The sequence below is a fragment of the Bradyrhizobium sp. USDA 372 genome, assembly GCF_053629095.1.
On the sequence record NZ_JBRJHR010000001.1, the window covers coordinates 2501000 to 2514069 of the forward strand.

At 59.2% G+C, this 13070-nt stretch carries 10 protein-coding genes; 7 read left to right on the top strand and 3 right to left on the bottom strand.

From position 1 onward, the window contains the following. Nucleotides 1-352 precede the first annotated feature (352 nt). Nucleotides 353-664: a hypothetical protein gene (locus AB7M16_RS11955; protein WP_453944005.1), complete on the top strand. Its 312-nt coding sequence runs from the start codon at nucleotides 353-355 to the stop codon at nucleotides 662-664. A gap of 57 nt (nucleotides 665-721) precedes the next feature. On the opposite strand, the gene AB7M16_RS11960 is transcribed toward AB7M16_RS11955, so the two are convergent. From AB7M16_RS11960 to AB7M16_RS11970, 3 genes are read right to left on the bottom strand one after another with little or no spacing between them, the layout of a single operon-like run. Beyond that, on the bottom strand, nucleotides 722-1414 hold the full coding sequence (locus AB7M16_RS11960; protein WP_453944006.1) for a class I SAM-dependent methyltransferase: 693 nt from the start codon (nucleotides 1412-1414) through the stop codon (nucleotides 722-724). A 58-nt stretch (nucleotides 1415-1472) separates the two neighbouring features. Further along, nucleotides 1473-2771 carry a glycosyltransferase family 4 protein gene (locus tag AB7M16_RS11965; protein WP_453944007.1) on the bottom strand — a complete coding sequence of 433 codons (1299 nt, stop codon included), beginning with the start codon at nucleotides 2769-2771 and terminating at the stop codon, nucleotides 1473-1475. Between the two features lie 11 nt (nucleotides 2772-2782). Continuing rightward, the gene (locus tag AB7M16_RS11970; RefSeq protein ID WP_453944008.1) at nucleotides 2783-3532 is read right to left on the bottom strand and encodes an FkbM family methyltransferase; all 750 of its coding nucleotides are present in this window, start codon (nucleotides 3530-3532) and stop codon (nucleotides 2783-2785) included. A gap of 364 nt (nucleotides 3533-3896) precedes the next feature. On the opposite strand from AB7M16_RS11970, the gene AB7M16_RS11975 reads away from it, so the two are divergent. From AB7M16_RS11975 to AB7M16_RS12000, 6 genes are all read left to right on the top strand, one after another. Beyond that, on the top strand, nucleotides 3897-5861 hold the full coding sequence (locus AB7M16_RS11975) for a hydrolase (RefSeq protein WP_453944009.1): 1965 nt from the start codon (nucleotides 3897-3899) through the stop codon (nucleotides 5859-5861). Between the two features lie 115 nt (nucleotides 5862-5976). After that, complete coding sequence (locus tag AB7M16_RS11980) at nucleotides 5977-7383, top strand: hypothetical protein (RefSeq protein WP_453944010.1); 1407 nt, start codon at nucleotides 5977-5979, stop codon at nucleotides 7381-7383. After that, entirely contained in the window at nucleotides 7380-9431 is a 2052-nt protein-coding gene (locus AB7M16_RS11985; protein ID WP_453944011.1) for a glycosyltransferase, read from the top strand. Before AB7M16_RS11980 ends, AB7M16_RS11985 begins: the two co-directional genes overlap by 4 nt. 73 nt (nucleotides 9432-9504) lie before the next feature. Next, the gene (locus tag AB7M16_RS11990; RefSeq protein ID WP_453944012.1) at nucleotides 9505-10926 is read left to right on the top strand and encodes a lipopolysaccharide biosynthesis protein; all 1422 of its coding nucleotides are present in this window, start codon (nucleotides 9505-9507) and stop codon (nucleotides 10924-10926) included. Between the two features lie 37 nt (nucleotides 10927-10963). Beyond that, on the top strand, nucleotides 10964-11836 hold the full coding sequence (locus AB7M16_RS11995) for a glycoside hydrolase family 16 protein (RefSeq protein WP_453944013.1): 873 nt from the start codon (nucleotides 10964-10966) through the stop codon (nucleotides 11834-11836). Between the two features lie 74 nt (nucleotides 11837-11910). After that, complete coding sequence (locus AB7M16_RS12000; protein WP_453944014.1) at nucleotides 11911-13056, top strand: glycosyltransferase; 1146 nt, start codon at nucleotides 11911-11913, stop codon at nucleotides 13054-13056. Nucleotides 13057-13070: the final 14 nt, after the last annotated feature.

Here is a 13070-nt window from a genome sequence, read left to right on the forward strand (position 1 = left end):
AAAAAGCCGTTGACGGTGGAACCTTCAACTTGATCTGGTTCCTCTGCTTGCTATTGTGGCTCGTCAACGGCTTTCACTGAGCCTTGGCCCGACAAGCCGACCTAAGTTATTGTTCGGATGCACCAAACCGGCTTGGCGCGCGGTGAGTGCTGAACTGCCACAAGATCTTGCCACACTGCGAGTTTACGTTCTCGCAACAGGTGATCTGTCACTTGACGGGTTCGTCAGTTGGGCAGCGAGGCAAGGTGTCGAACTCCGGCCCCCAGCGACGTGAGGGCCACGAAACCGGTCGCAAGGACGTTGGTTCAGCTCAACTCTTCCGAAGGGACTTCGCGCACCACAGGGCACTGGAATGGAATACGCAGCGATTGGACTGGCAATTTTCGGAGCGGTATTGGGCCTGCGCTTTCGATTTCGGGCATTGCTGCCATTTGCCTTGCTTGTCCTGTTTGTCACGATTTTCCTGGCACTCAATCAGCATCTCGGCGGGCTCGAGGCCGTACTTGCCGTCTTGGCCACCCAAGCCATCCTGCAAGGCAGTTACTTTGTCGGGGTCATTATCCGCGCGCTGTTTCGCGCCTATCCGCGCAAGCTAATTGCGCCAGACGAGCTGGCTGCAGCGGATAAGCGCAGGTCCAATTCAGGATCGATCGCCTCCAACTGAGGCCGATCACCGGCTCCAGCCTATGGTCGCAAACCCAGCCGACTTTCCGATCGGTCCTCACTTTGCGACGACCAGCAGCGAGTAGCCGCCTAGCAAACGCACCGCGAGATCCGCATTGAACGCAAACATCAGGCGGCGGGGCAGTCGCATGAGACGACTCGTGAAGGCCTGATTGGGCAATTCCAACCGACTGGCGGTGTAACAATGATCGACAATCGTGTAGCCGCAATCCTCGAGCGTAGCCAACGCCGACTGTTTGAAGAAGTAGTGAATATGTCCGACATTGCGTCTGAGGTCGGCAATCGGCCAAGCCCGCAAAATGGATTGCGCGGAGAGATCCAATGGGATGTGAAAGATCTTGAATGTTCCAAACCGACGCATCTGCTTTATGAATGAAATATAGTCCTCAACGTGCTCGATCACGTCAATTGCGAGAACAACGTCGAATTCTAAATCGTGTTCGCCCAGAAGGTCGCTTAAATGAAACTTTGTGCGTTGAGTACTTTTTGCCGCTGCGCGCTTGAACGCATCCGGCGAGATTTCGTACCCCGATAGCTGCGCATCCGGAAACGCCCTTTCCAGGTTCAACAATATCTCGCCCGTCCCGCAGCCAATCTCGCATATGCGCTCGGTTGGGATGTTGTTTCGCCGGATCATCTGCGCGACGTGACTGGCCTTCCACGGCGCATCCTCCTCGTGCCATGTCGGATTGTTCTTTCCGTACGCGTCACCCTCGTATAATTCCTTCATTACGCAAACCTTCTCGAAAGATGGGGATCCCGTCGCCTATGATTTCCGCCTCACACCGCTAAGACAAAGCCTCCAAGTTCAAGCTTGATTCCGCCGGGGTGGTTACAGTGTGATGGGCGGATCTTCGCAGACTATCCGCGAGCGCCGCGTACAGCTTCTCCGCATTGTAGCTTTGGTGAACGGTTTCGCTTGCTGCTCGGCCGAGTGCTTGGCGATGGTGCCAGGCATCTAGGATGGCAGCTGACAGCCCTCTTACGTCACCGACGGGAAACAGCATTCCATTAACCCCGTGCGTGACCAATTGCTCAAACGCCCGTATTCGGCTCAGAACCACGGCCGCACCGCACCCCATTGCCTCCAGGACAGCAAGTGCCACCGCCTCGTTCGCCGAGGGCATCACGTATACGCCGCACCGGCACAGCAACGCGTGCACCTTGGATCGGTCGACAAATCCATGAAATCGCACCCGGTGCGACAAGCCGAGCTTGGCCGCCAGCGCCTGCATCAGGTCCTTGTCGGGCCCCGTGCCGACGATATCCAGCGTCCATTCCTCTGGAAGGTTAGCGAGTGCGCGAATGAGGTCGGTCGTGCGTTTTTGCCTGTTGGTCAAACGCGTGATCGTCAGGATCGTCTTGGAACGGCTTGCGGCCGCATCCGGAAAGAACTCCGATACGTCGCAGCCGTTCGGCTGCAGATGGGATCGACCGCCATACCGACTGACAATGCGACATTCCTGCTCGGTTTGACCGTAGAGCAACGCCGCCTTGCGGAAGCTATCGCGTTTGAACAGCTTCACGACACGATCTGATAGGCCACCATGATCTGCACCGACGATTGGCAGATCAATTCGACCTACGAGGTGATCGAATCGGCCGCTCCAATATTCCTGCACGTACAGCAGATCAATTTCGTCCGCAGCCAGCGCCTTCCGAAGCGGCTGCATAAAGGCAATCGTGTTCAACCGTTCCTCAGCATATAAGGACCAGCGCGAACGGCGCGACAGGCGCTTGACCCACACCTGTTCGACTAGCCGGTACCAATTCTCGAGCGGCAGAAATCGAACGTCGATCCCAACATCTGTGGCGAACTTTCCCGACTCCCGCAGTGAGGGGATGTAGAGCAGCGGCCTGATCCCGTTTCGGCTCAAACCGCGAGCATAGTACCACGCCCAGTCGTTTCGGTAGCGCTCGAGGTAACTGGCGCGCGTCTGTCCCTGTACCCACCCAAAAAAACCTTCGAAGGAACTGCAGCTGAGCAGCATCGCGACATTAATGCGCTTTGCTTCAGCCGCGGGCTCTAACGATGACATGCGTGTGGCATTCTTGCTCGTGCTGAAAACTCTTTTATTCAAGCTCATTCCGGGTCTGGTCAGCCATTCCCTTTCTCAACCAACGCCACCTTCTGAACAGGGCTTGCGCCAAAGCGCCTGTCAAGATTCGTGCCACGACCAGAGATCATGCGCTCCGAATGCACATACCAACCGTCCCACTGCGAGAACTCCTCGAAGACTCGCTTGTATCCGTGCGTCGCAAGAAGGCTCTGAATCGAAGCTTCGGTTTGCCGGTTCTGCTCCACGCTGAGTAAATCGATGCTGTAGCGGGAGAAATCGAAGCTCTTCAGGATATCGTACTCGCTCCCCTCAGTGTCGATCGACATGTAGTCAATCCTGCGAGGAGCATTGCAGTCCGCCAGCAGCTGGTTAAGCGAGACCGTCTCGACTTCGATCTCCTGTCCGGCAGAACGCACAGCTGCAAAGTGATCACCCGAGGCGAACTCGGCTACGCCGCTGAGCTCCGGATCCACTTCGTTGGTTACCAAGAAGCGCACCTTCTTGCCTGAGCTCGAGCTGATGCACCGACGATCCTTGCGCGAAGTCCGGTTCTGTGCGAGCGCGTCGTGCCAGAACGGATTCGGCTCAGCTAGAATTCCTTGCCAGCCGTATTCCTTTTCCAACAACCAAGTGTTGCTATTGGTAACGCCGTTGGTAGCGCCAAACTCAACAAAGAACCCGCCCTGCTTCTCTCCGAGCTCGTAGCTGACCCAAAGGTCTTGAAATATCTGTGATCGCGATCGATCGCGATTCAGAAAGCAGTAGGTCAGGAAGCGGATCTCGTCCATTCGACCAAAACGCTCCACTTCAGGGCGCCGCAACCGAATGCCGTTGAATATCATCCTACGCAACGACGCGCTTTGTGCAGCCCTGGAGGCAACAGAAGCAAGCGCGGACATTCCATGCTTAGTAAGCGATCGCATCATTATTCTCTAAATAGCCCTCGCTGGAACACCCAGCTGAGATCGTGATAATTCGGCTGGCAACTCCATATAATTCTTCAGTATGAACGCCACTCAGAGTTGGCACGCAAAATGCTACAAGCAATTTATTGATCTGAGCAACATCTAATTGCGGAGCCGCCTAGCACAAATCAATTTGCGACCGTTTTGCGTATTGAGTCATTTCGGTGCGTTTGGAGTTCGGTAATTTATGAAGTCACATAGGCTAGCCGAGCGCGTCAGAGCCGCCGATGGAATCGATCTGATATCCGTCGACGTTTTTGATACGCTTCTGCTGCGAACCGTACGCTCCGCTCGCTCACGGATTGTGCAAGGTGAGCATTTATTCAGCAGCCTTCTTCGCGCGCGCGGCTGGCAAATCGAACCTGTTCTGCTGGCGAGAGCCAGACAAGAAGCCGAGCGAGTTGCCTTCCGCGCGCTCGCCGTGCGCGGCTCCGGTGAAGTCCGACTGCCCGACGTGATTGATCGGCAACTGCGCTTGCTGGGTCTTCCGGCTTCCTTGAGCGCTGCGCGCCTGGCAATTGAACTCGACATCGAGAAGACCTCTCTCGCTGCAAACCGGAACTTGGCCGGGCTTCTGCGCGCACGCCGAGCGGCGGGCAGCCGCGTTGTCGCCGTCAGCGACACCATGCTGTCGTCTGCAGATCTCGATGAGCTGATCTGGCATTTTCATGGGCGCGATGTTGTTGACCAGGTCTACAGCAGCGCCGATCAGGGATGCACCAAGCGTGACGGTGCCCTGTTTCCCCGGGTCGCCGAAGCAGAAGGGGTATCCTTAGGCCGAATTCTGCACATCGGCGATGATCCGCACGCCGACGTTCGTCGGGCCGCGGCACATGGACTAACTGTCATTCATACACCCCGACCGGTCTGGTTCAGCTATTTGCGCAAGGCGAATGGCGGCCTGGTCGCCGCTCGGGCTTCATTGTCGCGACCAAGACGCGGCAAGTACTCGGCAGCGGAGACACCCGACAATGCGCACGCGTTTGGACGTCTTGTCCTTGGGCCTATCGTCACTCAGTTTTGTTTGCTGATTTGGCTATACGCCGCCGAGGTGGACGCATGCGACAAGGCGACCCTGCTGTTTTGCGCCCGGGGCGGTGTTGGAATAAGGGAAGCCTTCGAACGAGTCGTCGCTCGGCTTTCGCTCCCGCTTCGCATGCCGCGGCAGAACTTCATGGTCTCTCGCCTTGTTGCGGCGCGGGCTGCGGTGCTGGTTCGCAGCGCGTCTGCGCTCGAAGAGATTGCCCGTGAGTTTCGCGGTCGCTCGTTTCTTGATGTGGCTTGTGCCCTTGGTGGAGGACGCTACGAGCTGCCGGAGGAGTGGAAGCAGCCATTTCGTGCAGACCTATTCTACGCCATGTTGTTCGACGATCGCGCCAAAGCGGTTTTGTCTGACGTCTGCCGGCAGAACGCGCTATTCGAGCAGCACTTTGCCAAGCTCCGGGGCGACGCTCGGCGAATCCTGTTATGCGATACCGGTCTCTACGGCAGCACACAGCGGCTATTGGCCAGTGCCTTTCCGGTGCTCCAAATTGAAACCATTCAGTTTGCCCGATCAAACTATAAGGGACACAGTGAAGAACATTTCAAGCGGGTGTTCGGCCTCGTGGTTGAGCGCAACCGTTATAGTCCGCTCGACGTCCGATCCGCTGTGCTGCGGTATTGGCATCTGATTGAGAGCCTGTTCGAGCCAAGGGTCCCCTCGGTCACCTCTTTTGTCGATGAGGGAGAGGATGTCGCGGCCAATTGCGGCGACATCCGGTTCGGGATCAGCGACGCCAGCCTCGGAAACGAACTGCTGTCCGGCGCGCTCAGTTATGTGGATGGCCTTTCGATCGACCGCGGGGCAGCGGCCTTGCGCGATGCCGATCCCGCCTGGGTTCGGCTCAAGCGAGCCATTACGCGACCTACCGCCGGCGAATTGCGATGCCTCGAAGTGCCGGGCCGATCCGTCGATTTTGGCAGACCCGACGTGCTGCACGCATTGCGCGCCGAGCAACCGGAGCCGGTGTTGAGCAGGCTGGCGTCGCTGCGATTTGAACTCTGGCGTGAGGGCGCAATCGCACGGCAGTTTCCCGTTCTTAAGCACGCTCTGCTGCCAATGCTCGATTCCATACATTCTGTCAGGGGCATGATGGCTCGCCAGCATTGAAAAAGTCGATGCCGAATCCAGCAGCACTTCACGTGCCGTCTCCGGTCAGCCGCGCTGGCTGCGCGCCGCCGGTTAGGACGTGTGGCGTAGTCGAGCCAAACCGCACCGGTGCGCCATGTCGGTAGAACCGATCGGGATTTTGACCATCCTCCTCGGGTTGCTTTGCCTGCCGCTCGGTTATCGCGCCACTTTCGGCGTGCTGATGGGCACTGCCCTGTTTGGCGCGGCCGCCGCCATCCTCGTCGGCGGTGCAAACATCCAACCGGCACACCTGTTCTTAGGTTTTGCCGTGGCGGCGGTGCTCGCTCGGCGGCGCGAGGCTGCCGCTGCGATCCGAGCGATGAGCTTCGGCCAGCCCGGATTTTGGCTGTTATGCTTGGTGATCTTTGGCGTCGGCTCTGCTGCCCTGATGCCCCGTTTACTGGCTGGCGCAACCCAGATCGTTCCTCTTGGCGCGTCGGAATACGCCGACACCGGCTCAACCGTCCCGCTCGGGCCGGTGTCCAGCAATTTTACTCAATCCGTCTACATAGCAGCGGATCTCGCCTGCTTCGGCATCACGGCCGCGATCGCAACGACTCATGCCGGCTTTCGCGCCGTTGTCGCCGCAGTACTCGGCTATTGCGCCGGAAACGTCCTGCTCGCCATGCTGGACATCGGAACGTACGCGACAGGCACCCAAAGTCTTCTCGACTTCATGCGGAACGCCCAGTACACCATGCACTCCGATGATCAGGTCGATGGTGCAAAGCGGATCGTCGGTTCATTTCCCGAAGCTTCCGCATTCGCCCGCGCGACTCTCGGCGCATTCGCATTCACCGGCACCTTGTTTCTGAGCGGCAGGATGCCGATGCTCACCGGCCCGATGGCGCTTGCATCGCTGGCGCTTGTCATTCTGTCAACCTCCTCGACAGGACTCGCTGGGACTCCACTGGTCGCCGTGATTCTTTACGCCGGATTTGTGCTGCGATCGGGCTTTCAACCGGACCGTCCGCTCAGTTCCGCCGCTGTGCTATGCACGCCAATCCTCTTGGTCATCCTCATCTTGGGTGTGCTCCTCGACGAACGAGCCAGCGAAACGGTGCGTGCCTATATCGATACGTTGATTCTCAACAAATCCTCGTCGACCTCGGCCGTTGAGCGCAGCTCTTGGAATGCGGCTGCCCTCCAGAACTTCTTTGACTCCTTTGGTTTTGGCGTTGGGCTCGGAACCATCCGCACATCCAGTTTTCCGATCGCACTGCTTGCCAACGTCGGTATTCCGGGAACTGCCTTCTACCTGCTTTTCGCCGCAACGGCCCTGTTCGCGCCATTCAATGGTCCGCGTGCTTATGAGACGGATGCTCGCCTAGCCGCGCGCAATGCATGTTTGGCTCTCATCATCGGCGACACGTTCGCGGCTCCATCGGTGGAGCAAGGTTTGCTGTTCTACGCCCTCGCCGCGCTGGCCTGCGCCTCGCCGCGGGATCACCTCGAGGGGTTGTTGCTCACGCCGGCCGCACCATCGGGAGCCAAAGCATGAATGCCTCCAGCAGTTTTGCCGTCAATGGCCGCTATCTGACTCAGTCCACAAGCGGCGTGCAGCGCTACGCCCAGTGCGTCACGGCGGCAATGAATCAGGCACTCATCGGGGCCGGCGCAAGCGTTCCGATCATTGCCCCCACGGGCGCCCCCGATCCTCGGCTTCAGGCCATGCCGCTGATCCCGGCCGGGCCACTCGACGGACACCTCTGGGAGCAATTGGTTCTTCCCGGGCGCTGGCCCGGACGGTTGCTCAATCTCGGCAACACAGCGCCGGCTGTCAAACCGGATCAGGTCGTATGTATTCACGACGCCAACGTGTTCGACGCACCGGAGAGCTATCGGCCAGCGTTTCGCGCGATCTATCGCGCCCTGCAACCGATGTTGGCCAAGCGCGCTGCAAGGATCAGCACCGTTTCAGCCTATTCGGCCCAACAACTTGCCCGACACCTGCCGCTACGCGCGGCCGACATTCCGGTGCTTCCCAATGGACATGAGCACGCCTTGGCCTGGGACCCCAGCCTCGCGCGCAAGGATTGCCAGCTTGCGGCCGAAGGTCGCTTCGTGCTGGCGCTCGGATCGCGCGCTCCGCATAAGAACCTGCAGCTGGTTAGCACCATCGCGCCGGAGCTGGCCGCAATGAACATCGGCGTGATCGTCGCCGGCGGCGGCGCCGACATATTTTCCGCTGAACGTCTAATCGACGCACGCGGCCTGACCCTGCTCGGCCGCGTCACCGATGACGATCTCGCCTATCTCATGGATCGCGCCTTGTGCTTGATCTTTCCATCGTGGACGGAAGGTTTCGGGATTCCGATTGTCGAAGCCATGGCGCGTGGTTGTCCTGTCATTGCCTCGGATCGCGCCAGCATGGGCGAAGTGTGCGGCGATGCCGCTTTGCTGGCTGCACCCGACGATCCACAACGATGGGTGCAGTGCATTCGACAACTCTCGATATCCGGAGATCAGCGCGATGAACTGGTCGGACGTGGCCGCGAGCGCATCCAGATGTTTTCTTGGGCGCGCACCGCGGCTGGATATGTCGAGCTGATGCAAGAGCCTGCATCGGCTCTGAGGTCGCGTGAGACCATCGCTGGGCGCATGCCCAGAGTGGCGGTGGCAATCGCGACACGAGGACGACCCCAAACGGTGACGGCTACGCTGACTCACTTGCTGCAGACCCAGACCCTCAAGCCGGACGCCGTGATCGTTTCTTGCGTCAACCGTGAGGATGCGGGCGACGCCGCCAAGCTGCCCGGCGTTCGGCTTGTCACCGGCCCCGGCGGCTTGCCGGCTCAGCGCAATACCGCGTTGGCCGCGCTCAGGAATGAGACCGACGTGATCGTGTTCTTCGACGATGATTTTCTGGCGGATCCCGATTGGTTGGCCGCGGCCGCGCAAACGTTTCGCGACGAGCCAGAGGTCGTCGGCTTCACTGGGTATCTTTATGCTGATGGCATCCTCGGACCGGGATTGAGCTTAGATGAAGCGCAGCGCATCTTAACGGAAAGCAGGCTGTCGCCCGAAGCACCGCGCATCGAACCATTCAGCCCGTACGGCTGCAACATGGCTTTCCGCATGTCTGCGATCGGCAATATAACCTTTGATGAGCGGCTCGTCCTCTACGGATGGCAAGAAGACCGGGATTTTGGTGCAGCGCTCGCAAAGCGAGGCGGCCGCTTAATCAAATCCGCCCGCGCCCGCGGCGTGCATATGGGACAGAAGACGGGCCGTGTTGCCGGAGACCGACTGGGCTATTCCCAAGTCGTCAATCCAATCTATTTGCTGCGCAAAGGCACGATGACGCCTCGCCAGACAACCATGCAGATCTTTCGGAACGTCGCCATCAACCTGGCGCGCGCCGCCAGACCTGAACCTTTCATCGATCGGCGGGGCCGCCTTCGCGGAAACCTGCTCGGTTTCGCCGACGTTCTGAGAGGCCGTGTTGAACCGGAGCGCGCAGCGACCATCATACGGAGCAATAAGAGCTCGGGCCCACGACCAGCCACTCCAACCAAAGGCACTCGCGATGACGCCGCTACCTCGTGAAGTCGCGCGAGCCGGCACTCTTTTCGCATTGACGGCCTGGCAGTGCCTCGTCGCAACGTGCGGGCATTAAGTCGTGCTTGCTCGCAAAACCCTCTTGGGAGCCGCTTGGACTGTGTCGTCCAGGCTTACAGCCCGGGCTATCGATTTCGTCACGCTTCTGGTCCTCGCACGCATCCTGACGCCCGCCGACTTCGGCCTCACCGCCCTCGCCGCTACCGTAACGATCATCGCCGACATGGTGCTCGAGGTACCAACGCTGCAGGCCCTGACCCGCTTGCCAAACGTAACGAAGTCGCACTTGGACACTGCCTTTACTTTGAGCGCTCTCAGGGGCCTCGTCCTGACATTGGTGCTCTTGCTGGTGGCGTGGCCCTTTGCTCAGATTTACCAGGATTCCCGCCTGGCCAGCTTGATCATCGTGAGCGCCATCGGACCCTTGGCTCGCAGCCTGTATAGTCCTGCAATGGTCGAACACACTCGCCGCCTGGCTTTCAGGCCAGTCTTTGTTGCCGAGATCTTTGGCAAACTCGCCGCGGCGATCATTGCAGCGACAGCAGTCCACCTTGGCGCTGGGTATTGGGCCATTGTCGCCAGCGGCGTCGCAGCGTCCTTGGGCGCCACATCAATGTCTTACCTGTTGGCTCCTTACAGACCACACCTCACGCTTTCGAGATTTCGGGAGTTCTCCGGATTTCTCGGTTGGCTTAGCGGCGCTCAGATCATCATCGCCCTGAGCTGGCAGTTTGATCGAATCCTGCTTGGCTATTCATCGAGCAAGGCCACATTGGGTCAATACACCATCGCCAGCGATCTATCGGTGATGCCAACCCAGAGCCTGATAGGCCCGGCCATGCAGCCTCTCATGGCCGCACTGTCGCAGATCAACCAGAACCAGGACCGGCTCCGTCAGGCCTATTCGAAGGCGTCCCGACTCACGATGTCACTTGCCGCGCCGGCTTGCATCGGAATGTCATTGACCTCGGACTTGATCGCCGAGGTCCTGCTGGGCCCACAGTGGGGCGAGGCTGGAATCTACTTGCGGTGGCTCGCACTATCCACCGTCCTTAGCGCGTTCTATCAGCCCCTGCATTCGTTGGCGCTGGCCACCAATCGAACCCATCTGGTGTTTCGCCTAACAATGGTCGAGCTGTGCGCCAAGGTCGTTCTTATGTGTTTTGGCTTCTACTTCTATTCGCTTGCAGGCGTGGTGGCGGCACGGGCGGCGGTTTCGTTCATCATGTTCGTCCTCTCCTTGATGGGAGCCCGGCAACTGGTCGGAACCAGCGTCGCGTCTGAGGCGGCCAATCTATGGCCAATCGCGGCCGCATCTGCGGTGATGACCCTTCTGGTGATGAGCCTGCGATACAAGCTGCCTGAGCTCCATCTGGCTGCCTTTTTTGAACTGGGAGTGATCTCTCTGTTCGGCGCCATTGTCTATGTCGGCGCGCTGTATGGTTTTGGTGTTCGGATCAGCAGCCACGCAGGGGCGGTGTGATGGTGGAAGTGCACGGTGCAGGATCAGGGAGAGCAGGATGACCAAGAAGGGGCATGCAACAAAACGCCCGGCCTGTACAGCCACGTCGGTCGTGCTCATGGTCGGGATTTCACTCGGTTCTGCGATCGCAGCCGAGCCGCCTGCATCCTGTGACCTTCATCCCATCTTGCTTGAAGACTTCAACGAGCTCAGTGTCTCAGCGACCCGCCTGGGCGCTGCTCGCTGGACCGCACACACGCCTTGGTCAGGCGATTTCGGTGACGCGGCATTCGCCAATCCGGGACCGAGGGGGCCCTTCAAGGTGGAAGACGGAATTCTCACCATCACCGCTTCAAAGGACCGGAACGGCAAGTGGACGTCGGGTCTTCTGGCGGCAGCCGATGCTTCCGGCGCCGGCACCGGAACCCGCTACGGCTATTTCGAAGCACGCATGAAGATGCCGCCCGGTCCGGGAACGTGGCCGGCATTCTGGCTTGCTGCTCTGAAGCCTGCCACGATGACGGAAGGAAACGTCGAACTCGATGTCATCGAGTATTATGGGCAGTTCACATCCGCTTATCAGGCCGCCACGCACATTTGGTACAAGCAACCACACAAGACCCGGGGCGAGGCGCACAAGGTCACGGTACCGAACGATGCGCTCGTAGAGGACTTCCACACTTTCGGCGTAGATATCTCGCCGCAAGCCGTTGTGTTCTTCTTCGACAGAACTGCGGTTTGGAGCCAACCAACCCCACCTGAACTCGACGGTCCGCTCTACCCTCTCGTGAACCTTGCCCTCGGCGGTGGTTGGCCGATCGATCAGACACCCAGTCCTTCCACACTGTTGATCGACTATGTCCATGTGTACGGGCGCGGGCCTGGTCCGGCCGAAGGCTGTCCGCCTGCCCCTGAAGTCCTGCCACGCTGAATCGTAGATGTGCGCGCGATCCCACTGCGCAAGCGCAGCACATCATTTCGATCCATTTGCGAAAGATTGACTGCATGAAAGTCGCGATCATTCACTATTGGTTGGTGGGAATGCGCGGGGGCGAGAAAGTCCTCGAAGCTCTTTGCGAGATGTATCCCGAGGCGGACATCTATACGCACGTCTATGTTCCAGAAATGGTCTCCGCAACTATTCGAAAACACCGCGTTGTTGCGACCTTTATCAATCGGCTGCCGCGCGCTGCACGCATGTACAAGACCTATCTCCCGCTGATGCCGCTCGCTCTGGAACAGCTAGATTTGCGCGACTATGATCTGATCCTCAGCAGTGAATCCGGACCGGCAAAAGGCATCATTGCTCCTCCTCACGCCCTCCACGTCTGCTATTGCCACACGCCGATGCGCTACATCTGGAATATGTTTCACGATTACCGAGCCAGCGCAGGCTCGCTCGCGCGGCTGGCGATGCCCTCGCTTTCGCATTATCTGCGGCTGTGGGATGTCGCTTCCGCCGCACGGGTCGACAGTTTTGTTGCCAATTCCGCAACCGTCGCCGGCCGTATCCGTCGCTACTACGGTCTCGACGCCAGCGTGATTCATCCTCCCGTCGATACTGCAGCGTTCTCGCCGTGCCCCTCCTCCGAACTCGGCGACTACTATCTGATGGCCGGGGAACTCGTATCCTACAAGCGACCCGACCTTGCGGTACGCGCGTTTAACGAATTAAAACTGAAGCTGGTGGTCATCGGCGGCGGCGAGATGCTGTCCGAGATTCGCCGCCTCGCCGGTCCGACCGTTTCCGTGCTGGGACCGCAGCCGTTCGAGGCACTCAAGCACCATTACGCGCGCTGTCGCGCGCTCATCTTCCCGGGAGAAGAAGACTTCGGTATGGTCCCGGTTGAGGCTATGGCGAGCGGACGTCCGGTGATCGCTTTCGGGCGGGGGGGCGCTACCGAAACAGTCGCAAACGGCGTGACCGGTCTCTTCTTCGACGAGCAGAGCATTGCTGCCATCAACAATAGCATTGCCCGATTCGAGCGGATGAGCTTTGAGCCCGAGGCGATCGTTGCTCACGCCCTGCAGTTTGGCCGCGAGCCATTCATCCGCAAAATGCGCGCCCATATCGACCTCCTTTTCGCCCAACGCGCCAGCCCGAGACATCAGGGCAAGGAAGCGCTCGGCATGGGTTCAACCCTCAATTGACCGCTTCTTGAGCA

Coding starts and splice junctions, on each gene's coding strand:
- AB7M16_RS12000 (WP_453944014.1), top strand. CDS start 11,911: ATGAAAGTCGCGATCATTCACTATTGGTTGGTGGGAATGCGCGGGGGC.
- AB7M16_RS11970 (WP_453944008.1), bottom strand. CDS start 3,532: ATGGACGAGATCCGCTTCCTGACCTACTGCTTTCTGAATCGCGATCGA.
- AB7M16_RS11995 (WP_453944013.1), top strand. CDS start 10,964: ATGACCAAGAAGGGGCATGCAACAAAACGCCCGGCCTGTACAGCCACG.
- AB7M16_RS11965 (WP_453944007.1), bottom strand. CDS start 2,771: ATGAGCTTGAATAAAAGAGTTTTCAGCACGAGCAAGAATGCCACACGC.
- AB7M16_RS11975 (WP_453944009.1), top strand. CDS start 3,897: ATGAAGTCACATAGGCTAGCCGAGCGCGTCAGAGCCGCCGATGGAATC.
- AB7M16_RS11955 (WP_453944005.1), top strand. CDS start 353: ATGGAATACGCAGCGATTGGACTGGCAATTTTCGGAGCGGTATTGGGC.
- AB7M16_RS11960 (WP_453944006.1), bottom strand. CDS start 1,414: ATGAAGGAATTATACGAGGGTGACGCGTACGGAAAGAACAATCCGACA.
- AB7M16_RS11985 (WP_453944011.1), top strand. CDS start 7,380: ATGAATGCCTCCAGCAGTTTTGCCGTCAATGGCCGCTATCTGACTCAG.
- AB7M16_RS11980 (WP_453944010.1), top strand. CDS start 5,977: ATGTCGGTAGAACCGATCGGGATTTTGACCATCCTCCTCGGGTTGCTT.